General features: G+C 47.4%; 26 protein-coding genes and 1 riboswitch. Of the genes, 24 read left to right on the top strand and 2 right to left on the bottom strand.

Annotation, left to right across the window (positions count from 1 at the left end):
• Window positions 1-103 precede the first annotated feature (103 nt).
• The 5 genes from BLV33_RS07250 (at window position 104) to sigF (ending at window position 4,420) form a co-directional block, all read left to right on the top strand.
• Window positions 104-1,405: a pyrimidine-nucleoside phosphorylase gene (locus BLV33_RS07250; RefSeq protein WP_090798749.1), complete on the top strand. Its 1,302-nt coding sequence runs from the start codon at window positions 104-106 to the stop codon at window positions 1,403-1,405.
• A 148-nt stretch (window positions 1,406-1,553) separates the two neighbouring features.
• Window positions 1,554-2,729 (top strand): D-alanyl-D-alanine carboxypeptidase family protein, encoded by a 1,176-nt coding sequence (locus BLV33_RS07245; RefSeq protein ID WP_090789627.1) that lies wholly within the window; start codon window positions 1,554-1,556, stop codon window positions 2,727-2,729.
• A gap of 126 nt (window positions 2,730-2,855) precedes the next feature.
• The gene (spoIIAA, locus tag BLV33_RS07240; protein ID WP_090789624.1) at window positions 2,856-3,209 is read left to right on the top strand and encodes an anti-sigma F factor antagonist; all 354 of its coding nucleotides are present in this window, start codon (window positions 2,856-2,858) and stop codon (window positions 3,207-3,209) included.
• Window positions 3,206-3,652, top strand: a complete 447-nt coding sequence (spoIIAB, locus tag BLV33_RS07235) for an anti-sigma F factor (RefSeq protein WP_090789622.1) — start codon at window positions 3,206-3,208, stop codon at window positions 3,650-3,652. Before spoIIAA ends, spoIIAB begins: the two co-directional genes overlap by 4 nt.
• A gap of 12 nt (window positions 3,653-3,664) precedes the next feature.
• Complete coding sequence (gene sigF, locus BLV33_RS07230; RefSeq protein ID WP_090789620.1) at window positions 3,665-4,420, top strand: RNA polymerase sporulation sigma factor SigF; 756 nt, start codon at window positions 3,665-3,667, stop codon at window positions 4,418-4,420.
• Window positions 4,421-4,481: 61 nt separating this feature from the next.
• On the opposite strand, the gene BLV33_RS07225 is transcribed toward sigF, so the two are convergent.
• Window positions 4,482-4,691, bottom strand: a complete 210-nt coding sequence (locus BLV33_RS07225) for a DUF378 domain-containing protein (protein WP_090789618.1) — start codon at window positions 4,689-4,691, stop codon at window positions 4,482-4,484.
• A 135-nt stretch (window positions 4,692-4,826) separates the two neighbouring features.
• Here BLV33_RS07225 and BLV33_RS07220 point away from each other — a divergent pair, with 135 nt between their 5' ends.
• The 11 genes from BLV33_RS07220 to BLV33_RS07170 all read left to right on the top strand — a co-directional run bounded on the left by BLV33_RS07220 (window position 4,827) and on the right by BLV33_RS07170 (window position 14,316).
• A complete protein-coding gene (locus BLV33_RS07220) occupies window positions 4,827-5,459 on the top strand; it encodes a stage V sporulation protein AA (RefSeq protein ID WP_090789616.1) in 633 nt (210 codons plus the stop codon).
• A gap of 2 nt (window positions 5,460-5,461) precedes the next feature.
• Complete coding sequence (locus tag BLV33_RS07215) at window positions 5,462-5,878, top strand: stage V sporulation protein AB (protein ID WP_290439072.1); 417 nt, start codon at window positions 5,462-5,464, stop codon at window positions 5,876-5,878.
• A 110-nt stretch (window positions 5,879-5,988) separates the two neighbouring features.
• Window positions 5,989-7,320, top strand: coding sequence for a diaminopimelate decarboxylase (gene lysA, locus BLV33_RS07210; RefSeq protein WP_090789612.1), 1,332 nt, complete (start codon window positions 5,989-5,991; stop codon window positions 7,318-7,320).
• Between the two features lie 117 nt (window positions 7,321-7,437).
• The gene (locus BLV33_RS07205) at window positions 7,438-7,869 is read left to right on the top strand and encodes a peptidylprolyl isomerase (RefSeq protein WP_090789610.1); all 432 of its coding nucleotides are present in this window, start codon (window positions 7,438-7,440) and stop codon (window positions 7,867-7,869) included.
• A 61-nt stretch (window positions 7,870-7,930) separates the two neighbouring features.
• A riboswitch (FMN riboswitch) is annotated at window positions 7,931-8,109 on the top strand.
• Window positions 8,110-8,512: 403 nt separating this feature from the next.
• Entirely contained in the window at window positions 8,513-9,643 is a 1,131-nt protein-coding gene (gene ribD, locus BLV33_RS07200; protein WP_090789608.1) for a bifunctional diaminohydroxyphosphoribosylaminopyrimidine deaminase/5-amino-6-(5-phosphoribosylamino)uracil reductase RibD, read from the top strand.
• 2 nt (window positions 9,644-9,645) lie between these two features.
• Window positions 9,646-10,320, top strand: a complete 675-nt coding sequence (gene ribE, locus BLV33_RS07195; RefSeq protein WP_090789604.1) for a riboflavin synthase — start codon at window positions 9,646-9,648, stop codon at window positions 10,318-10,320.
• Between the two features lie 52 nt (window positions 10,321-10,372).
• Window positions 10,373-11,602, top strand: a complete 1,230-nt coding sequence (locus BLV33_RS07190; RefSeq protein WP_090798747.1) for a bifunctional 3,4-dihydroxy-2-butanone-4-phosphate synthase/GTP cyclohydrolase II — start codon at window positions 10,373-10,375, stop codon at window positions 11,600-11,602.
• A gap of 21 nt (window positions 11,603-11,623) precedes the next feature.
• Window positions 11,624-12,094 carry a 6,7-dimethyl-8-ribityllumazine synthase gene (gene ribE, locus BLV33_RS07185; protein WP_090789602.1) on the top strand — a complete coding sequence of 157 codons (471 nt, stop codon included), beginning with the start codon at window positions 11,624-11,626 and terminating at the stop codon, window positions 12,092-12,094.
• Window position 12,095: 1 nt separating this feature from the next.
• Window positions 12,096-12,881, top strand: coding sequence for a segregation and condensation protein A (locus BLV33_RS07180; RefSeq protein ID WP_090789600.1), 786 nt, complete (start codon window positions 12,096-12,098; stop codon window positions 12,879-12,881).
• Window positions 12,850-13,446: an SMC-Scp complex subunit ScpB gene (scpB, locus tag BLV33_RS07175; RefSeq protein ID WP_090789598.1), complete on the top strand. Its 597-nt coding sequence runs from the start codon at window positions 12,850-12,852 to the stop codon at window positions 13,444-13,446. Before BLV33_RS07180 ends, scpB begins: the two co-directional genes overlap by 32 nt.
• Before the next feature lie 201 nt (window positions 13,447-13,647).
• Window positions 13,648-14,316, top strand: coding sequence for a DUF2953 domain-containing protein (locus BLV33_RS07170; RefSeq protein ID WP_090789596.1), 669 nt, complete (start codon window positions 13,648-13,650; stop codon window positions 14,314-14,316).
• A 56-nt stretch (window positions 14,317-14,372) separates the two neighbouring features.
• Here the strand turns inward: BLV33_RS07170 and BLV33_RS07165 are convergent, their stop codons facing one another.
• Complete coding sequence (locus BLV33_RS07165) at window positions 14,373-14,681, bottom strand: hypothetical protein (RefSeq protein ID WP_139305700.1); 309 nt, start codon at window positions 14,679-14,681, stop codon at window positions 14,373-14,375.
• A 182-nt stretch (window positions 14,682-14,863) separates the two neighbouring features.
• Between BLV33_RS07165 and ytfJ the strand changes: the two genes are divergently transcribed.
• From ytfJ to ccsA, 8 genes are all read left to right on the top strand, one after another.
• A complete protein-coding gene (gene ytfJ / locus BLV33_RS07160) occupies window positions 14,864-15,421 on the top strand; it encodes a GerW family sporulation protein (protein ID WP_090789594.1) in 558 nt (185 codons plus the stop codon).
• 119 nt (window positions 15,422-15,540) lie between these two features.
• Window positions 15,541-16,713: a D-alanyl-D-alanine carboxypeptidase family protein gene (locus tag BLV33_RS07155; protein WP_090789592.1), complete on the top strand. Its 1,173-nt coding sequence runs from the start codon at window positions 15,541-15,543 to the stop codon at window positions 16,711-16,713.
• A gap of 24 nt (window positions 16,714-16,737) precedes the next feature.
• Window positions 16,738-17,337 carry a nucleoside recognition domain-containing protein gene (locus BLV33_RS07150; protein WP_090789590.1) on the top strand — a complete coding sequence of 200 codons (600 nt, stop codon included), beginning with the start codon at window positions 16,738-16,740 and terminating at the stop codon, window positions 17,335-17,337.
• Between the two features lie 6 nt (window positions 17,338-17,343).
• A complete protein-coding gene (locus tag BLV33_RS07145; protein ID WP_090789588.1) occupies window positions 17,344-17,877 on the top strand; it encodes a spore maturation protein in 534 nt (177 codons plus the stop codon).
• Between the two features lie 57 nt (window positions 17,878-17,934).
• Entirely contained in the window at window positions 17,935-18,684 is a 750-nt protein-coding gene (locus BLV33_RS07140; protein WP_090789587.1) for a pseudouridine synthase, read from the top strand.
• 78 nt (window positions 18,685-18,762) lie between these two features.
• On the top strand, window positions 18,763-19,293 hold the full coding sequence (locus BLV33_RS07135; RefSeq protein ID WP_090789585.1) for a redoxin domain-containing protein: 531 nt from the start codon (window positions 18,763-18,765) through the stop codon (window positions 19,291-19,293).
• 33 nt (window positions 19,294-19,326) lie between these two features.
• Window positions 19,327-20,994 carry a cytochrome c biogenesis protein ResB gene (locus BLV33_RS07130; RefSeq protein ID WP_090789583.1) on the top strand — a complete coding sequence of 556 codons (1,668 nt, stop codon included), beginning with the start codon at window positions 19,327-19,329 and terminating at the stop codon, window positions 20,992-20,994.
• Window positions 20,991-22,250, top strand: coding sequence for a cytochrome c biogenesis protein CcsA (ccsA, locus tag BLV33_RS07125; protein WP_290439044.1), 1,260 nt, complete (start codon window positions 20,991-20,993; stop codon window positions 22,248-22,250). Before BLV33_RS07130 ends, ccsA begins: the two co-directional genes overlap by 4 nt.
• Window positions 22,251-22,266: the final 16 nt, after the last annotated feature.

The following is a 22,266-nucleotide window of genomic DNA, read 5'->3' as shown; positions in this document are numbered from 1 at the left end:
CTTTCGTCATACTTTTCTCTGAATCATCTAGACAAACGCATCCGTCCCAATATGGACGGTGCAGCCGTTTATCCTTGTTTCCGCACAATGGAGGATTTCCATGATGAGAATGGTGGATTTGATACATAAAAAAAGATCAGGCTCTGCCTTATTGCAAGAAGAAATCGATTTTATCATACAAGGTTATACACAAGGGGACATACCGGATTATCAAATGTCGGCTCTGCTTATGGCGGTCTACTTTCGAGGCATGACGAGCGAGGAGATCTCCCATTTAACGATGTCAATGGCAAATTCGGGTGACAGGATTGATTTGTCCGAGATCAACGGCGTTAAGGTCGATAAGCATTCAACAGGCGGTGTAGGCGATAAAATCAGTTTGATCGTAGCGCCTATAGCAGCCTATTTGGGCATACCCGTAGCCAAAATGTCAGGCCGCGGCCTCGGACATACAGGCGGGACGATTGATAAACTGGAGTCGATAGCAGGCTTCCATATTGAGTTAAGTAAAGAAGAGTTCATCCGCTCCGTGAATACGAATAAGATTGCCATTGTCGGGCAAAGCGGTAACCTGGCGCCAGCTGATAAGAAAATTTATGCATTGCGAGATGTTACGGCAACAGTAGATTCCATTCCGCTGATTGCCAGCTCCATCATGAGCAAAAAAATTGCATCAGGAGCTGATGCGATTGTGCTCGATGTCAAAATGGGTTCAGGTGCTTTTATGAAAACCGTCGAGGATGCCAGGGTTTTGGCGCAAACTATGGTCAGCATCGGCAAGAGTCTGGGTCGCCATACGATTGCGATGATTACGGATATGGAGCAGCCGCTGGGCCGTGAGATCGGCAACGCAAATGAAGTTCGCGAATCGATCGATGTGCTGAGGGGTACCGGCGACCATGATTTGACCGAAGTAGCCATATCGGTAGCAGCTTATATGGCTTTGCTTGGTAAAGTATACAGCAGCTTTGAAGAGGCCCATGCCGCTGTTAAGGAAATTATTCAAAACGGCAGAGCTCTCGATACTTTTCGAATATTTATCGCCAATCAAGGCGGGAACCCGGATATTGTTGATCATCCGGAGCTGCTCCCAACCGCTGCTCATCATATTGAAGTACTGGCTAAGTCTGATGGTTTTGTTCAGCAGATCGAAGCCGAGCAAATCGGGATTGCCGCCATGCTCCTAGGCGCAGGCCGAGCCAAAAAAGAAGACCCCATTGATTACTCAGTGGGAATCACGTTAAATAAAAAAATCGGCGACGCCGTCCAATCCGGTCAATCCATCTGTACGCTGCATGCCAATCGCCAGAACGTGCAGGACGTAATCGATTTAATTCATGGCGCTTATATCATTGCTGACGCCAAACCCGTACCTGCACAATTGATCTATGACGTCATTATGTAAGATGAGGTTTTACATCAACCAGGCACTTCCAAGAGGAAGTGCTTTTTTCTTTGCAGATTGGAATATTTTACAATCAAATCGTCAACACTGAGTAGCAGGATTTCTATACATCTATCAAAGCTACCATTTTCTCGGGAGGTTGAAGGCTATGCTAAAAAAAGGATTGGCGAGTATGCTGGGGCTTCTGCTTGTTTCGCTGCTCGTATTGCCTGGAGCTCACGCTGCGGAAAGCAGCGCCAAACCCATTGACATGACGCCAAATGCGGGCTCGGCGGTGCTCATGGATGCAGATACAGGTACTATTATTCTAAATAAGAATATGGATGAAAAGCATCCTCCGGCAAGCATTACCAAAATCATGACGATGCTGCTCATTATGGAAGCGTTGGAGCAGGGGAAAATAAGAATGGACGAGAAAGTGTCCACCAGTGAATACGCGGCTTCCATGGGAGGCTCACAGATCTTTCTCCAGGCTGGGGAAGAAATGACGGTCCAGGAAATGCTCAAGGGGATTGCCATGGCTTCAGGCAATGATGCCTCTGTTGCCATGGCCGAAAAGCTTGCTGGCTCCGAAGAAAATTTTGTGCAAATGATGAATGAGCGCGCCCAGCAGCTCGGAATGAAAAATACAAATTTTGTGAACTGCAACGGATTGCCGGCTGCCAATCATTATACTTCTGCGCATGATATCGCGATCATGTCACAAGAGCTTTTAAAGCATGGGGATATCACTAAATTTACAGGTGTTTATCAGGATTACTTGCGCAAGGATTCAGAAAATCCGTTTTGGCTCGTGAATACCAACAAGCTTGTTAGGTTTTATAGTGGTGCGGATGGATTAAAAACCGGTTACACGGCTGAAGCCAAGTTTTGCTTATCCGCAACGGCTAAAAGAGGGAATTTTCGCGTTATTGCTGTAGTGATGGGAGAGCCGAATACCAAAACCAGAAATGCCGAGGTCACCAAGCTGTTCGACTATGCATTCTCACAATATACGAATTATCCGCTCTACAAGGCTGGAGACAGCTTGGGAAGCTTCAAGGTGGGGAAAGGTGAGGTTACCACAGTTCCTTTTACAGCCAAGCAAAATTACAGCGTTTTGATGAAAAAAGGGGAAGCCTCACAGGGGATCCGTCACGAAGTACAATGGGATCCTCAGCTTAGAGCACCCATTCAAGCAGGTCAGGCTGTAGGCAAGCTTGTGGTCTATAAAGGGGATGTCGCCATATCCGAATTTCCCTTGGCATCTCCAATGGATGTCGTCAAGGCAAACTGGTGGATCTTGTTTAAAAGAACCGCGTCAAATGTATTTTTGTTCGGATAAAAATGCTTGTCCATAAGCGCGAATATAGGCTGAATTTGGCGGGTTTCTTCTAGTTTTGTCGGGCAGCAGGAATTGCTTCTTTCCCTGTAGAACTCTACTCTTCATGATGGAAGGAGTGAGGAATGCGTGAGCCTGCAAATCGAGTTTGAACAAGGCAGAAGAGCATTGATTGTAAGATTGAAGGGCGAATTGGACCATCATGCTGCAGATGCGGTAAAGGCCCGAATGGAAGAGGCAATAGCCAAGGAGGAAACACGTCATCTTATCCTGAGCTTAAGGGATTTGACCTTTATGGACAGCTCGGGACTGGGAGTGATCTTGGGGCGCTACAAGCAAATTACAAGCAAGGGCGGCAAGATGGTCGTTTGTGACGTCACGCCCTCCGTCTATCGGTTGTTTGAATTGTCCGGCATGTTCAAGATTGTCTCCATTCAAGAAAATGAGAGATCCGCGATCTCCAGTTTGGAGGTTGCATTATGAGTGATAGCAATTTCATGAAGCTTGAATTTGCCAGCCGTTCCGAGAATGAGGGTTTTGCCCGTGTAGCTGTAGCCGCTTTTGTGTCTCAGCTGGATCCACAAATAGATGAATTGACGGATATTAAAACCGTTGTTTCCGAAGCTGTCACCAATGCGATTATTCACGGTTACGATCATCAGAAGGATGGAATTATTACCATCACAACCCGGATCGAGGATGACCGTGTTTACTTGACAGTCGAGGACAGCGGAGCCGGAATTGAAGATCTGGAGCAGGCCAAACAGCCGCTCTATACGTCCAAGCCGGAGCTCGAACGATCCGGTATGGGCTTTACCATCATGGAAAACTTTATGGATGAGGTTGAAGTCGTGTCGGCCGTTGGAATCGGTACCCGTATTACGATGATGAAGCGAATCGAATCTAAAAAAGCTTTAACCAATTAGGGGTTTTGATCTATGGACATAGATTTGAAGCACGCTTCCCACAGCTATTTGGATGATGGTGAAGTCAAGAGGCTGATAGCGCTTAGCCAGACCGGTGATCAGCTTGCCAGAGATACACTGGTTAACTGCAACATTCGCCTGGTCTGGTCCGTTGTACAGCGGTTTTTAAACAGAGGTTACGAGGCTGAGGACCTGTTTCAAATAGGGTGTATCGGACTGTTAAAGTCTGTTGATAAATTTGATCTCTCTTATGATGTCAAATTTTCCACATATGCCGTGCCGATGATCATCGGTGAAATTCAGCGTTTTCTGCGCGATGACGGCACAATGAAGGTAAGCCGTTCCTTGAAGGAACTGGCCAACAAGATCAGAAAAACCAAGGATGAGCTGTCTAAACGTCTGGGAAGGCTGCCCACGATTAAAGAAGTGGCCGAGGAACTCATGATCAGTCCGGAAGAAGTCGTATTTGCCCAGGAAGCCAACAAACCTCTATCTTCGATTCATGAAACGGTATTTGAAAACGATGGAGACCCGATTACCCTGATCGACCAAATCGCTGATGAATCCCAGGAAAAGTGGTTTGAAAAGCTGGCGCTCAATGAAGCTATTGGCACCTTATCCGAGCGGGAGAGGCTGATTGTGTATCTACGCTATTTCCGCGACCAGACTCAATCGGAGGTGGCTGGGCGATTAGGCATTTCACAGGTTCAGGTATCGAGGCTGGAAAAGAAAATATTGCAAACGATCAAGGATCAGATCGCGCAATGAACAAAGCAAAGCCTCGAGTTTCCGAGTCGTCGGGATCTCGAGGCTTTATTTGGTTGCATATTCACTTGGCAACTGCGTTGTCATCAACGTAAAACCGGATGCAATACAATCCTGCTATTCCTACCAGCGAATAGACAACCCGACTGACCCCTGAAGATACACGGTGCGAATCTCCGCCAAATAATGCAGCTACCAAATCCCATTCAAACAACCCGACGAGCAGCCAGTTGAGCGCGCCAATGATGACCAAAGTTAGAGCTAATCTTGCCATCTTTTTCACCCGTTTCTTAAAGTGTTAAGTCCTTTATTCCATCTTTACTATTTCCATATCCGGTTGATGTTTATACATATACATGGAAATTCAAACTCATACTAGGATAAAAGGTTACCGCCGGGAGCGATACTTATGATTGAATCTGCGTCACCTTGCTTATATATTCGCCTTCGCCGAAAGGCCGCGATTGCCAAAGGGGAAATCGTTTACTTGAGCGATATTGCACAAATGATCGCTGAACCGGAATATGAACGCAAGCTGGCTAAGCTGATCATATATAATCCCTCCCAAAAGGATGGGAATCGGGTGCTCATCGACATGCTGATGATTGTGCGTACGATCAAACAGTCCTTTCCGCATATGCAAATCGAGCATTTCGGCGAGCCGCATGTGCTGCTGGAAATCACGACCGAAGCCAAGCGGCCCAGCTTGATTGGGATTGTACTCGTCTGGCTGCTTTTGTTCATCGGATCAGGTCTGGCGATCATGAATTTTCATGTCGATGTGAGCATGCTGGAGGTGCACCAGCGGCTCTATCAGTTGATCACCGGCAGAGTTGTGGAGCATCCCTTATTGATGCAAATTCCATACTCCTTCGGCATCGGAGTGGGCATGGTGATCTTTTTCAATCACTTATTCAAAAAGAAATTCAACGAGGAACCAAGTCCGCTCGAACTGGAAATGTTCATGTATCAGGAGAGTATGAATCACTTTGTGATCACGGAAGAATATAATAAAATTCATGAGAAAAAGGATGAGCCATGATTATCGCGCTGCTGCAATCCAGCCTTGTTGTGCTTATTGGACTGGCCGGAGGTGTTACGGTAGGAAGCGGAATTGTCGCTTTTTTGATTGTGCTGGATATTATTCCGAGACTCACGCAATTAACTCGCTCATGGAACCATCTGCGCAGCCATGAGTTTGCCATTATAACAGGATCTGTAGGTTTCACCTGGATCGACTTCAGCAACGCGCACCTTCATTTATTTCCGCTTGGAGCCTCATTAATCGGCTTGTTCGCAGGCTGCTTTATCGGCATGCTGGCTGGAGCCCTGACTGAAATCATCAATGTCCTGCCAATATTAGCAAAGCGCATGGGTATGGATGGATATATGATTTGGTTTTTGATGGCCATGATCCTTGGCAAGGTCATTGGATCTCTCTTTGAATGGCTATTATATTGAAACTGTATTGTCAAATATACCTGGAATGTGGTAATTTTAATAGTAATGCATGAAGCTGTACGTCCGTATAAGAAGCATGCTAACGCAATGGAAGAGGGGAATATCCAGCTATGTATTTACACGGTACCAGTAAAATAAATGATCACGGTCACCTCGAGATCGGTGGCGTTGACTCGACCAAGCTGACAGCGGATTTCGGTACGCCTTTGTATGTTTTTGATGAAGCACTCGTTCGCCAGCGCTGCCGCGAGTATGTGGATGCGTTCCGTGCTTCCGGCTTTAAGTTCCAAGTGGCTTATGCCAGTAAAGCATTTCTTGTTAAGGCTATGTGCCGCATTGCGCTTGAAGAGGGCATGTCTTTAGATGTAGTATCAGACGGTGAGCTGTTCACAGCTTTGGAAGCAGGGTTCCCGGCAGAACGCATTCATTTTCACGGAAACAACAAAACTCCTCAGGAAATCGAAATGGCCATAGATGCCAAAATCGGCTGTTTCGTTGTAGATAATTTTGTGGAAATGCAGATGCTGAATGCCATAGCTGCACACAAACAACAAAAAGTAAATGTATTGCTTCGCGTCACTCCGGGTGTTGAGGCACATACACATGAATTTATATCCACGGGTCAAACTGACTCCAAATTCGGTTTCGATCTGGGCAATGGTTCCGCTTTTAAAGCTATTCAGGAAGCGGCACAGCTTAGTAATCTTGAGCTTTTGGGTATTCATTCGCACATCGGCTCACAGATCTTTGAAGTGGAAGGGTTCCAAATGGCGGCGGATCGTTTAGCCAGCTTGGCTGTAAAGGTTCGCAGCGAGCTTCAGGTAACCTTCAAGGTGATTAATTTGGGCGGAGGCTTCGGCATTCGTTATGTTGCCGGCAACACGCCATTGCCAATAGCCGTGTATGTGAAAGCAATCACGGATGCAGTTAGAGAGAATTTCAGCAGCAATGATTATCCGCTTCCGGAGATTTGGGTAGAACCAGGCCGCAGCATTGTAGGCGATGCCGGTACAACTTTATATACTGTTGGAACCAGCAAGGATATTCCAGGCGTGCGTAAATATGTGGCCGTTGACGGCGGGATGACGGATAATCCGCGTCCGGCACTGTACGATTCCGTATATGAAGCCATGCTGGCAAATAGGGCAACTGAGGAATCGCAAGAAGTAGTCACCATTGCCGGGAAATGCTGCGAGAGCGGCGACATGCTGATTTGGGATTTGTCATTACCGAAAGTAAACAATGGGGATATTCTGGCCGTTTCCTGCACGGGTGCCTATAATTATGCAATGGCAAGCAACTATAACCGGATTCGCCGTCCAGCTGTCGTTTTTGTTAAAGACGGACAAGCGGATTTAGTTGTAAAACGCGAATCATTTAACGATATTGTTGGCAACGATGTAATTCCGGAAAGAATGAAGCTAACCAGTACAAGAGTATAAGTATGCATATCTATGGGGGGACCTCGAAACGATTCTTCGTTTTGAAGTCCCTTCGATTTGAGTACAAGGACAATTAATAGTACAATAATCACATTATGACTAGAGGAGTGGACTTACATGGCAAAACAAGCGAAAATTCAACTCGCAAACGGCGGGGAAGTAGTCATCGATTTATTTGAAAAGGATGCACCCAATACGGTTGCCAACTTTGAAAAACTGGCCAACAAGGGCTTTTATAACGGACTTAATTTTCACCGTGTCATCCCGGGCTTTGTCGCGCAAGGCGGCTGCCCGAACGGAACAGGAGCCGGCGGTCCCGGCTACCAGATTGATTGTGAAATCAATCCCAACAAGCATGAGCGTGGAAGCCTGGCTATGGCGCATGCAGGCAGAAATACTGGAGGAAGCCAATTCTACATTGCCTACCAACCACAGCCTCATTTGGATGGACAGCACACGGTATTTGGCAAAGTTTCGAAAGGCATGGAGTACGTTGATGCATTTAAAGGCAGAGATGTGATGGAGAAAGTTGAAGTTGTGGAAGTGTAAGTGAGATTCCTCCATAGACAGGATTTCGTTTCAACTGTATACTAATCAATAATCAAATAGTGCAATCCTTCGGGGCGGGGTGCAATTCCCCACCGGCGGTGTTACATGGGACAGCAAGTAAGTCCGATGTTCAGTCCGTGACCCGTGCAACAAGCTGAGCGGTTCGAGCCGACACTTTTGCACGGTTGACTCGGTGCAAGTCCGAGACCGACAGTATAGTCTGGATGGGAGAAGGAGAACACGGAAGCTTGAATCACTGCGTATGTTTGTACTTTTTTTCACAAGACAATCGTGCTGGAAAGCTATGTAGATGCCGCCTTGACCACAAGAGGCTTCAGCTTTTGTTTTCTGCATGTCTTTGAAAGCGTACAAACATGTTCCCCTGCAGGTTCATTTCGTGTTGTTTGAAATTCCGATCAAAGCCCCTATCCTTCGAAGGATGGGGCTTTTTCTGTTGATAAGAAGATAAGTTAATCTAAACTTATCTTGCTTCGCATCAACCCTTGACAAACGCGCTCGTCATTTAGGACGGCCTAACCGTTTATCCTTGGTTGATAAGAAGATAAGTTATTCTAAACTTATCTTGCTTCGCATCAACCCTTGACAAACGGTTGATAAGAATCCGAAATAAAGGCGGTGCGGCATGGAGCAGCTGTTGAATGATGAAGCCTACATGAGACTAGCGCTGCAAATGGCTGAAGGCGCCAAAGGCCAGACCGGTATCAATCCCGTCGTTGGCTGCGTGCTGGTGAAAGATGGACGGATCCTCGGGATGGGCACGCATTTGAAGCGAGGTGAAGCTCATGCCGAAGTTCATGCTTTGCAGATGGCCGGGGAAGAGGCCAGAGCAAGCACGGCTTATGTCACCCTTGAGCCGTGCAGCCATTACGGTAAGACGCCCCCTTGCAGCGATCGATTGATTGCTGCAGGAGTGAAACGCGTAGTGGTGGCAGCAGTTGATCCGAATCCGCAGGTAGCGGGGAAGGGCATCGCGAAGCTCAAGAGCCATAGCATTGAGGTGGAGGTTGGGCTGTTCGGTGAAGAGGCTGCCTTGCTCAACGAAGCCTTCAACAAATATATCGTCACGAGCATGCCGTTCGTGACGCTCAAGACCGCGAGCACGCTCGACGGCCGCATCGCCTCCAAGAGCGGCGACAGCCGCTGGGTTACCGGCGAAGCCTCGCGCGCGTACGTGCATACCCTGCGCCATCGGCACCAGGGTATCCTTGTCGGCGTGGACACGGTCCTCGCCGACGACCCGCAGCTGGACGCGCGGCTTCCGGTACCGGCGGTGCAGCCGGTCAGGCTGGTCGCGGACTCGCAGCTGCGCATCCCTCCGGGCGCCCGCGTGCTGCAGGAGCAGGATCGTCAGCCGACGATCCTGCTGTGCAGCGGGCAAGCGCCCGCAGAGCGCCGAGCCGCGCTGGAAGCGCGCGGCATAGAGGTGCTCACATGCGGCGACGGTCCGCAGGTGGATCTGGCCCTCGCGATGCGTCAGCTCGGCGAGCGGGAGATCGGCTCCATCCTCCTCGAGGGTGGAGGCCGCTTGAATGGCACGATGCTGGAGCGCCGATTAGTCGATAAGCTGGTGCTGTTCTATGCACCCAAGATTATTGGAGGCGCCGGAGCGCCAGGCAGCTTCGTCTTCGACGGCTTCGAGAAGATGAGTGATGCAATTACGCTTGAACGGCTGAATGTCGAGCAGTTCGGGCCGGACATCTGCCTGACCGGGTACCCGGTATATGAACGTAAGCGGGAAGGGGAAAACAGCTAAGCATGTTTACAGGAATAATAGAAGAAATCGGTGTGATGCGCCGGATTCATCGCCAGGGGCAAGCCATGGTGCTGACGATTGGCGCGATACGGATTCTGGACGATATGAAGCTGGGCGACAGCATTTCCGTCAACGGAGTTTGCTTAACGGTCATATCGTTCGATAAAGAGTCGTTCTCGGTGGATGTGATGCCGGAGACCTATCGAAAAACGAATCTGCGCAAGCTGCAAACAGGCTCCCGAATCAACCTGGAGAGAGCCATGCCAGCGAACGGACGCTTTGGAGGGCATATGGTCCAAGGGCACGTGGATACGACGGCGGTTATGGTTTCCCGTACACCGGAAGAAAATGCGGTTGTGTTTCTCTTTGAGCCGGATAATAAACTGATGTTCAAATATATCATTCCCGGCGGTTCAATCACTATAGATGGCATCAGTCTCACGGTTGTGGATGTTTCCGAGCATACGCTGACGGTTTCGATTATCCCGCACACCCTCGCTCAAACCGTCTTGCAGGATAAGAAGCCAGGGGATACAGTCAATTTGGAATGCGATGTACTTGGTAAATATATAGAAAAATTACTCGGCTTTCAGCCTGCTCCGAGCAGCGGAAAAACAACCGACAGTAAGCGAATGCCGATGACTGCGGCTTATTTAGCCGAACATGGATTTATGTAATGCACTGGATCATGAATTTGCTTTATCGAAAACGGAGGGGTACAGCATGAGCATGAGTGAAGACCTCAAATTTAACTCGATTGAGGATGCGATCTATGATTTAATTTTGGGAAAAGTGATTATTGCCGTAGATGATGAGGATCGTGAAAATGAAGGAGACTTCATCGCCCTTGCCGAGAAAGCGACACCTGAAGTCATTAACTTTATGATCAAGGAAGGTCGCGGTCTGGTTTGTGTACCGATCACGGAAGAGCGGGCTCAGGAGCTGGATTTGCCGCCCATGGTTGCCCGTAATACCGATTATCATGGCACGGCATTTACGATTTCTGTCGATCATGCAACGTCCAGTACAGGCATTTCCGCCCATGAACGCTCAGCGACTATACTGGCATTGATGAATGCGGAGACTCGCTCACAGGATTTCCGCAGGCCTGGCCATGTGTTTCCGCTTGTAGCGAAAGCAGGCGGAGTCCTGCGCAGAGCAGGGCACACGGAAGCCGCTGTTGATTTGGCGCGAATGTGCGGTTCTTATCCGGCCGCGGTCATATGTGAAGTCATTAAGGAAGACGGCTCTATGGCGCGTGTTCCGGATTTGATGGAAATTGCGCAAAAGCATGATATTCGGATCATCACCATTCAGGATTTAATCAGCTACCGCAATCAGATGGAAAAGCTGGTACAGCGAGAGGTTGAGATCAAGCTGCCAACCGATTTCGGCACATTCCATGCCATTGCCTATACCAACCAGGTTGATAGTAAAGAGCATATTGCCCTGGTAAAAGGAACTATCGATCCCAATCATCCTACGCTTGTGCGGGTTCACTCGGAATGCCTGACAGGGGATGTGTTTCATTCGCATCGCTGTGATTGCGGTCCCCAGCTGGATGCGGCTTTGAGGCAAATTGAGCTCGAAGGCTCCGGGGTGCTGCTGTATATGAGACAGGAGGGAAGAGGCATCGGCTTGATTAATAAATTAAAAGCTTATGCCCTGCAAGAGCAGGGATTTGATACCGTTGAGGCGAATATAAAGCTTGGATTCGCTCCGGATCTTCGCGATTATGGAATCGGCGCGCAAATCCTGAAGGATCTCGGTATCCGCCAAATGCGCTTACTCACTAATAATCCTCGTAAAATCAAAGGCCTCGAAGGTTATGGCCTGGAGGTTATCGAGCGCGTTCCGATCCAAATGGAAGCGAATGAGGATAATACGAACTACATGCACACCAAAAAGCTAAAGCTTGGACACTTGCTTGACTTTCAGGATTTAGGCAGTGGAATTTAAATAAAAGATAGGAGAACTCTCATGCACAAAGTATATGAAGGCCATTTGGTATCGCAAAATTTAAGATTTGGAATCGTGGTTGGACGTTTTAATGAATTTATTACCTCCAAGCTGCTTTCCGGTGCATTGGATAGCTTGAAGCGTCACGGTGTGAAGGATGAAGAAATCGAAATCGCCTGGGTACCGGGAGCCTTTGAAATCCCCTTAATCGCTCAAAAAATGGCAGAAAGCAGCAAGTATGATGCCGTCATTACGCTGGGAACCGTGATTCGCGGCTCTACGCCTCATTTTGATTATGTCTGCAATGAAGTTGCCAAAGGCGTTTCGGCCATCTCGCTCAAAACAGGTATTCCTACTATTTTCGGCGTACTGACGACAGATTCCATTGAGCAGGCCGTTGAACGCGCAGGAACAAAAGCCGGCAATAAAGGCTGGGAAGCTGCTTCATCGGCAATCGAAATGGCTAATTTGTCGAAACAATTCTCTTCCTGAGATGAAAGTAACCTATAAGCTGGAGGCATTTGAGGGCCCTCTTGATTTATTGCTGCACCTTATTGATAAGAACGAATTGGATATCTACAATATTCCCGTCAAGGATATTACGGATCAATATCTCGAATATGTGCAGGCGATGCATGAGCTGGAGCTTGAAGTGACAAGTGAATTCCTTGTCATGGCGGCAACCTTGTTATCCATCAAGAGTAAAATGCTGCTGCCCAAGCCTCCAGTTATTGAGTATGATGATTCCCTGTATGATTTGGACAATGAGCTCGACCCGCGTGTCGAGTTAGTCCAAAAGCTGATCGAGTATCGCAAATATAAATCGATTGCTGATCTGCTTCGCGATAAAGAGGTAGAGCGCAGCCTTGTTTATACACGCGAACCTGAGGATTTATCCCCATTTTTGCCGGTGGTGCAGGAAAATCCTGTATTGGGGCTGGACGTGACCGATCTGCTTATTGCTTTTCAGCGCACACTGCGCAAGATGGTTAGCCGCAATACGGTTTCCAAAATTCGCAGAGATGAAATCTCGGTGAAGGACCGAATGAAAGAAATCGTGCATTTGCTGGGGGAAAAGAGCGGAAGATTGCTTTTTTCCAAGCTGTTTGATTATGAGATGACTCGCGAGGAAATCGTGGTTACTTTTTTGGCATTGCTGGAGCTGATGAAAATGAAAAAGGTTGTCTGCTACCAGCACAGTTTATTTGAGGATATCGTGATTCAAGCCAGACAGGAGGGACTCACCGTTGAATTACCAGCTGATGAAATCAGTTATTGAGGGACTGCTGTTTGCCTCCGGAGATGAGGGGCTTGATGCCAAGCAGTTAGCCGAAGTTTTGGAGATGGACCCTCTGCTGGCGTCAGATCTCGTTCTTGAATTAAGAGATGAACTGAAGCGAGCTGGACGCGGCGTTCAGATCGTTGAAGTAGCGGGAGCCTTTCAACTAACCACTTTAGCGGAACATGCCCCATATTTCGAACGGCTTGCCTACAGTCCGTCTCGGTCCTCCTTATCTCAAGCGGCGCTTGAAACCTTATCCATCATTGCTTACAAGCAGCCGATTACCCGTGTGGAAATCGAAGAAATACGAGGCGTCAAGAGTGACCGAGCCCTGCATACACTTGTGAGTAAGGATTTGATTGAGGAAACAGGACGTGCGGAAGCCGTCGGCAGACCTATTCTCTATGGGACGACCAAACAGTTTCTCGATTACTTTGGCCTCAGTTCACTCCGGGAATTACCGGAGTCCTCTTCGATACAAGGTGATTTTGACTTGGAAGAAGAGACGAAAATGTTATTTGATAAACTGGATAATAAGCAAATTACATTTGAAGATGTGTAATAAGGCCACAGTATGCATGATTTTCCAGACTAGGCTCATAATAATCTTCGAAAAGGGAAATTTTCCTGCTTCGGAGTTTTTTTGGGTTGATCGGAAAGTATAAGTTTTTCTGAACTTATCTTGCTCCGGCTTCAACCTTGACAAACGCGCTCGTCAAGTAAGACGGCTTAGCCGTTTATCCTAGTCAGGGAGGGTTTTGTGTTGATCTGGTTGTTGGTGTTTATCGCTTTTTTACTTATCATCCTGACGATTCTGATCTTAAGCTATGTTCAGGGTGAAGTCCATTTTTCTCGAGTGGTGGAGCAAGATTACATGGAGCTAAAGATTAAAGCTAGTTTGGGGATGAAAATCAATCGATTCTTTCCCATAATTAAATTGAAGGATTACTGCAAAAGAATTCCATTCTCATCGGATCATGTAGAGACACCACTAAAAACTACCCAAGAGACCAATGACGGCGTCAAGGGGAAAATGAAAGAAAGCTTCCAAAAGGTCAAGCTGTTACTGCACAATACCGTTCATGGGTATGAATGGCTGAAGCATACATTTTCACGTATTGAGTGCACGCAATTGAATTGGATTACACGGGTTGGCATGGGAGACGCAACGCACACAGCGATCGCCACCGGAGTGGTCTGGGGTTTGAAGACATCCTCATTGGGATTTATTATGCATTTGGTCCAGGTCAAAACCAAGCCGCTGGTTAAAGTGGTTCCGCAATATACGGGGGTGCACTTCTCAACTGATTTCAATGGTGCAGTAGGGACCAGGGGCACCAATATCGTTTGGGCCGTAATCGAGCTTGCTTTGCGGGTGATGAAAATCAAGGGAGGCCTAAGAACCTGGTACCGCGTGATGTCCAAAGCTTAAGTCATAAAAAAACCTTCATTTCCCTTTGTGGAATTGAAGGTCTTTTTGAGTTGCTGTTATCGCTTATGCCCGTGGTTGTTCCCATAGTGTCCATGTTCCTCATGCTCTCCATGTTCAACGTGGCTGCCGCCATACCCACCATGCCAGCCGTGACCGAAGCCTCCCTGCCAGCCGCCGCCAACAGGAATAGGGACTGGGATAGGCACAGGAATAGGAACTGGGGCAATCGGAGCATAAGGATACGGATATGGAGCTTGTGAGTAAGGATATGGATAGAAATAAGGATACTGGGGGGAATATGGATATGGGTACTGACCTTGTGCAAAAGGTAATCCTTGCGTATATGGATAAGCAGTGTAAGCCATTCTCATCTTCCCTTCGAAATTCTGAGATCCTTTTAGCATATGTTGCATGTCAGAAATGTGGTGCTTGCCTAATTGAAAGAAGTAAAAATAAAGCCAAGTACATAATGGCGCAATCTTTGGGAGATTATATACAACGAAATGAAATATCTTATGAAGATTAATGAAAATGGAGGATAAAAATAATGTCAACACACCCTATTGAAGGACTAATGAAAGTCGCCATGGAGAATATCAAGGAAATGGTGGACGTAAATACCATTGTTGGGGATCCGGTTGAAACTCCGGACGGAAGCGTCATTATGCCTATATCGAAAGTGGGATTCGGATTTGCTGCTGGAGGAAGTGAATTTGTTACTCAAACGGATATTAAGATGGATGGGTCTTCCTCGATCAGAAATGATGGCATGAATGCCCAAGTAGCGCTGCCCTTCGGCGGCGGCAGCGGCGGCGGAGTCAGCATCACACCCATAGCGTTTCTGGTTGTGGGCAGCGCAGGAGTGAAAGTAGTCCCTCTCGATAATCAAACACATATCTTTGAACGCTTGATTGATTCGGCACCACAGGTTGTCGAGAGAATACAAAGCATGTTGAAGGGAATGGGAGTGGGCGGTATGACAAATACTGCAACAGGAGTAACCCCAGGAACGATGACAGGCCCCTTGGCAGGAACCGGAGCTGCAAAAACAGAAACAGGAAATACAAACATTCCTGGCGGCAATAACCCGAATTTTATCGTGTAAATATGAAATGAATGGGAAGCTGCTCAAGGGGAGCAGCTTTTTTTATGTCTGATATCGCATCAGGACATAACCTTTTTGAACAAGCATATACTTGTACAAATGACCGATGGAGGTAAATCATGATAAGGCTTTGTTTGAAATTCAGTATGACCCTTGTTTGTGTCAGTGCTTTGCTCTTCCCGGTCAATAAGTCAGAGGCCAATCCGCCCCTTCAAACAAATGCAGCCGGAGCCTCACTCATTGATGTGAAGTCAGGACGTATTCTCTATAACAAAATGGGGGATACCCCTATGAAAATAGCCAGTTTAACGAAAATCATGACAGCGATCGTTGCTATCGAATACGGGAATCTATCCGATATGGTGAAGGTCGGCAAGAATGCCTATGCCAAAGAAGGCTCCTCGATTTATTTGAAGCTGGGCGAAGAAATGAGCTTATCGAATATGCTGTACGGTCTCATGCTCAGGTCGGGCAATGACGCTGCTACTGCGATTGCCGAGCATGTGGGAGGCAGCGTGGAAGGCTTCGCCTACTTGATGAATGAGAAAGCGCAGTTGATCGGAATGACGCATTCTCATTTTAATAACCCTACAGGTCTGGATGATAAGGGGGAGCACTACGCCAGCGCCAACGATATGGCCAAGCTTGCTGCGTATGCACTTAAAAACCCGATTTTTCAAGACATCGTTAAAACCAAGCGGAAAAAAGTTCCTAATCCGAATGAAAAATGGGACTACGTTTGGTTCAATAAAAATAAAATGCTCGCCATGTTTGAAGGAGCGGATGGAGTCAAAACGGGTTACACGAAGCTGGCAAAGCGATGTCTGGTTTCTTCAGCAACCAGAGGCGGCCAACAATTGGTTGCGGTAACCCTGAATGATGGAGATGATTGGGCCGATCACGCTAAAATGCTGCAATATGGGTTTCAAAATTTCCCTTTGCAATCGATCATTGGTAAAGGGGATAAGGTTGAAGGCTCCTTATGGTCTGCAGGCAATTCCTTTACCTATCCGCTGCTGCAAGAGGAACATGCTCAAATCACCCGAAAAGTGATTCCGCTCAAGGAAGAGGCAACGGATTTTCGCCTTGGTCAAAGAGGCAGTTTGCAGATCTCGCTCAGAGGGGAGCAGATTGGGTCTATTCCTTTATTTGAGGCAAATAATCCCAGGCTGAAGCTGGCAGACACCTCAGCTTTTCGCTTTCAAGAAGGCGAGCGCTATCGGGAGTCCGTATGGGGTCACTATTGGCGAATGCTCAAATTAACTTTAAGTAAGCTGATCGCGTTGGAATAACACATCAGAGAGGAGAGAAGAGTCATGGTCAATTTCATATGGTTATTTTTTATCCTTTCCGGATTTATCGTTGCAGCTGTACAAGGCAATGTGGAGGCCGTGACTCAGGCAGCATTTGAAGGCGCAAAGAGCGGGGTGAGCGTTTGCTTCGGATTGATCAGCATTCTGGTTTTTTGGCTTGGGATGATGCGTATTGCTGAAGATGCGGGGATCCTCTCGAAGCTTGCTGTTCTGCTTCGCCCTTTCATACGTTTTTTGTTTCCGAGTGTGCCCAGAAATCATCCTGCGTTAGGGTATATCATGTCCAATATGAGTGCGAACATCCTGGGCTTGGGCAATGCTGCTACGCCTATGGGCATTAAAGCCATGCAGGAGCTGCAAAAGCTTAATCCTGATAAAGAAAAAGCCAGCACCGCGATGTGTACACTGCTAGCGCTGAACACATCCAGCGTAACTTTGATACCCGCAACCTTGATCGCCATTCGGATGAATTTCAATTCTCTCAACCCTGCTGAAATTGTGGGTACTACTTTAATAGCTACGATCATTTCTACCACAGCTGCTATTTTCGTAGACCGTTGGTACCGACGCAGAAGCGCACCCATTCCACCGCTGAAAGGGTGAATATTCGTGTATGCTTTTGTGTCCATGATTTCCGCCTGGGCTATCCCGGCTATGATTGTTTTTATTCCCCTATACGCGGCTTATCGCAAGGTTCCAGTCTATGAATCTTTTGTTGAAGGAGCCAAAGATGGCTTCGATACCGCAATTAAAATTATTCCTCACCTTGTGGGCATGATGGTAGCGATCAGCATATTTCGCGCTTCCGGTGCAATGGACATGCTCATGGATTGGATGAAGCCTTTTTTCAATTATATTGGGGTACCTACGGAGGTTCTGCCGCTTGCTATTCTTCGACCCATTACGGGAGCGGGCTCTCTAGCTTTTACCACAGATCTGATAGAGCAATTCGGTCCTGATTCGATGATTGGCCGTATTGCCTCGACCGTCCAGGGCAGTACGGATACGACGCTTTATGTCATCACGGTTTATTTTGGCGCCATTGGCATCCGCAAAGCAGGTTATGCGTTAAAGGTGGGTCTAATATCTGACCTTGTGGGCTTTGTGGCCTCGATTGTCATTTGCTTTTTGGTGTTCGGCTAGCCCGCTTGTGATTTCCCTCCTCTATGGGTATCATTAGTGTTGAGGTGAAGGCGGATTATGGAAGAACGTTTACAAAAGGTATTGGCCGAAGCGGGGATTGCTTCACGAAGAAAATGCGAGGAGATCATCACAGCCGGAAGAGTGCAGATTAACGGCGAAGTTGTAAAGACACTCGGTGTTAAAGTTGACCCTGAGCTGGATGAGATTCAAGTGGACGGGCGATACATCAATCAACAGACCAAAATTTATGTTCTGCTCAATAAACCCAAAGGGGTCATAACAAGCAGTGCGGATCCTGGCGGACGTAAAGTGGTTACCGACTTTTTGCCAGGGATCAAAGAGCGGGTTTATCCGGTGGGTCGCTTGGATTATGATACAGAAGGCTTGCTGCTGCTGACCAACGACGGGGAATTTGCCCACCTGCTCACGCATCCGAAGCATCATGTACCCAGAACCTATCAAGCAACTGTTAAAGGAGTGCCGCACGGTACGATATTGGATAAGCTGAGAAACGGAATCCAGCTCGAGGACGGGATGACTTCACCAGCTGAGGTCGAGTATGCGGATGTGAACCCTCAGAAAAACGAATCCATCATTCAGATTACAATCTATGAAGGCAGGAACCGTCAGGTAAGGCGGATGTTCGAAGCCGTTTCCTTTCCGGTGACACGTCTCCGACGGATTAAATTCGGCCCGCTGTTCCTACAAGGAGTTCCGCGCGGCAAGTACCGGCATTTAACGCCGGCCGAGGTCAAAGAGCTCAAGGAAGAAGCACTCTCGACACATAATATTCAAAAAGGCCAATAAAGAATTGGCCTTCTATTGCGTTATAATAAATAGGACGGCTTCCTCAGATATCTCAGCCCAAAGTCGAAGGTGATCTGAATGAAAAATAATAAAAAATGGCTGCAGCTTGCTATATTTGCGATCGTGCTGGTCATTGGCGTGTTTACGATAATCAACAATTTATTTGCTTCAGGCGATAAGAAATATCCGCAGGTGGGCGATAAAGCGCCTGATTTCACGCTGGTTGATTTTAACGGACAAGCGCATAAATTGTCTGACTATAAAGGTAAGCCTGTATTGATCAATTTTTGGGGGACTTTCTGCCCTCCTTGCAAGGCCGAAATGCCAGCGCTTCAGCGGCAATACGACCAGTGGAGCCCTAAAGGAGTACGGTTTCTGGAGATTAATTTGGATACGAATAAAATTACCACTCAAAGCTTTATGGAGCAATATAAACTTAATCTTCCTGTACTACTCGACACGAAGGAAACCGTACGCAAGCAGTACGGAATCTCTGAATATCCTTCTACTCTCTTTATAGGGGCGGACGGGAAAATCGCCTACAAAAAAATCGGCGAGATGCAAGAGTCCTATATCCAGGATACGCTGGCTTTACTGACCGGCAAGTAAAATTACCTGTTATGTTATGAACTGAGGTGCAGCATGATTCAAAATACAAAATGTGAATGCGGCCATCAAAACCCGGTCGGCACCGTGCTCTGTGAAGCTTGCGGAAAGCCTCTGCTCGATGAAGATCCGAATCTTCCGCTTGAAATGCGCTATGACGGTATGGCGCGCCGCTCGCAGAAAGCCGATCCGACCTGGATCGATCAAGTATGGAATTTCTTTTCTTCCGTGAAGATAGCCGTATATCTCATTATCATTACACTTGTCGCGTCAGCCGTAGGGACCATTTACCCGCAAGAAAATACATTCCTCAATATGGAACCCTCGGCTTTTTATCAAGATAATTATGGCACTCTTGGCCACATCTATTATTTACTTGGACTTTCTCACACGTTCAACTCCTGGTGGTTTATCACCCTTTTGTTTATGATCGGGACTTCCTTGGTCGTGTGCAGCCTTGACCGTGTACTGCCTCTGTACCGCGCTCTAACCAAACAGCAGCTGCGCAAGCATCCCAACTTTTTACTCAGGCAAAAGGTATCCTATCTCGGAGATCTTCCAGCCGACAGCGATCCGAAAGCATGGACAAGCCAAATAGCTGCAGCGCTGAAAAAAAAGAACTACCGTGTTCATATCGACAGCGAAGGTACGGCGATGCTGGCTGAAAAATACCGCTTTAGCCGCTGGGGACCCTACATTAACCATATTGGACTTATTATTTTTCTGCTGGGTGTCCTGATGCGCAGCATTCCAGGCTGGCATATGGATCAATACATGGGTTTTTTGGAAGGGGAAACCAAGCAAATTCCTCACACCTCTTATTATTTGAAAAATGAAAAGTTCACCCTGGAAGTGTATACTCAGGATGAAATGTCCAAGGATTTTCAGAAAAAGGGCCAGATGGTTCCCAAAAAGTATGAAACTCAAGCGGTCCTCTACCATTGCACGGCAAATTGTGACAATCCGGTCGGCGATCCCGTGCTGGAAGAGGTGACAAAGGCCAATATCTTGGTCAATCAACCACTCGATTATAAAGGCTTGAAGGCATATCAATTCGACTACAAGCCAACACCGCTCTTGATTTCAGTTACACCCAGCTTAAGAAATCCGCAAACGGGTGAAGTATATGGAAGCTTTGAGCTTCCCATGAGCCATCCCAAGGATTCCTATCAAGTAGGTGCGTACACCTTGAAGCTGAAAGGATTCTTACCGGAATTTGCTCTTGAAAACGGGCAGCCTATCACTAAGTCTAATGAACCCAAGGCCCCTGCATTTATATTTTCAATCATCGGACCCGGGCTTGCTGCAAACGGTGAGCCTTATCTATACTTCCCAAGACAGATAGACAAGGTCAATTTCCGTCAAGACGATATCAATGGAGCTATCAGCAAGAAGCTGGAGCTTTCGGTAGGCTCCATGGATGGGGTCAAATTTGCCGAGTACACTTCTTATTTGAACATCCGGGTGGATAAAGCAATGCCCTACATTTGGGTAGGAGCCGCCATATCGATGATCGGACTGATTATGGGTTTTTACTGGCAGCATCGCCGCGTATGGCTGCGGATTGATGACAGCAAGGTGACACTGGGAGCGCATACGAATAAAAATTGGTTTGGGGTCCGCAATGAAGTTGCTTACGCCTTAACGAAGAGCGGAGTTGCCGTTACACCCAAGTCGCTTGATACAGGAGGGAAGCCGGAGTGAATTTGAACTCGCTGAGCAGTACATTTTTATTAATCGCCTTTTTCGTTTATCTGCTTGCCTTCTTATTGTTTGTGCTTTCGATCATAGGAAAAAAGTGGAGCAATCGCGAACCTGAAGAGCACACAAGACGATGGGGGCAATTTGCTTTTATCATTTCGGTTGCAGGCTTCATCTGTCATGTGGCTTTTTTCTTTACCCGGTGGTACAGCGGAGGGCATATCCCTACAGCCAACATGTATGAGTTTATGACGTTCCTCGGCATGATGATCATGCTTGCTTTTATCGTTGTTTACTTAATTTACCGGACGCCTGTGCTTGGGGTATTCGCCTTGCCGATCGGCTTTATCATCATCGCTTATGCCTCCGTTTTTCCAAGCGAGGTACAACCTTTGATTCCTGCTCTGCAGAGCTATTGGCTCAAAATTCACGTTACCACGGCTGCGACGGGCGAAGCATTTTTTGCCGTCGGCTTTGCAGGAGGGCTGATGTACCTGCTGCGCTCCATCGATTTCAGCGGCACAACATCCGAGCATAAAAAAGAACAAAGAGGCATCGAAGCCACTCTGCTCATTTTCTTGATGCTCATCGGGTTCATTGGCTCGATCTTCACGTTTCATGCTGCGGGCTATGAAGCAACCTTTACTAAGGACATAACAACTGTTGACCAACAAGGTGTCAGTCAAACTGTTGCGCAGCAGGAATCCTATGTGCTTCCTCCAATCGTTCAGCCTCACGGAGCGACGGTGGTAAAGATGAACTCTTTTCTGGGCATGACCAAGCCAATATTTGAAGCTCCGTCATGGATGAATGGAGTCAGTGCTGGCCGTAAGCTGAACACCATGATCTGGTCCTTGCTGCTGGGTGCCTTGCTCTACGGACTGCTCAGAGTGCTTGTACGCAAACCGCTCGGAGCGGCCATCAGCCCGATATTAAAAGGGATGGACGCTGAAGATCTGGATGAAATCAGTTATCGGGCGATCGCGATAGGCTATCCGATATTTACGTTGGGTGCTTTGGTCTTTGCGATGATTTGGGCGCAGGAAGCATGGGGCCGCTTTTGGGGCTGGGACCCCAAGGAAGTTTGGGCTTTAATCACATTTTTGTTTTACGCGGTCTTCCTGCACTTACGTCTTTCAAAAGGCTGGCAGGGCAAGAAATCCGCTTGGCTGTCCGTTATAGGCTTCATAGTTGTGATGTTTACCTTAGTTGGTGTCAACTTGGTTATTGCAGGCTTGCATTCCTACGCTGGCGTATAACTTCAGCTTTAAAAGA

The organism is Paenibacillus sp. GP183 (genome assembly GCF_900104695.1).
GTDB lineage: Bacteria > Bacillota > Bacilli > Paenibacillales > NBRC-103111 > Paenibacillus_AI.
Note: the sequence above shows the minus strand (reverse complement) of the source record. Positions and strands in the feature narration are given on the sequence as shown.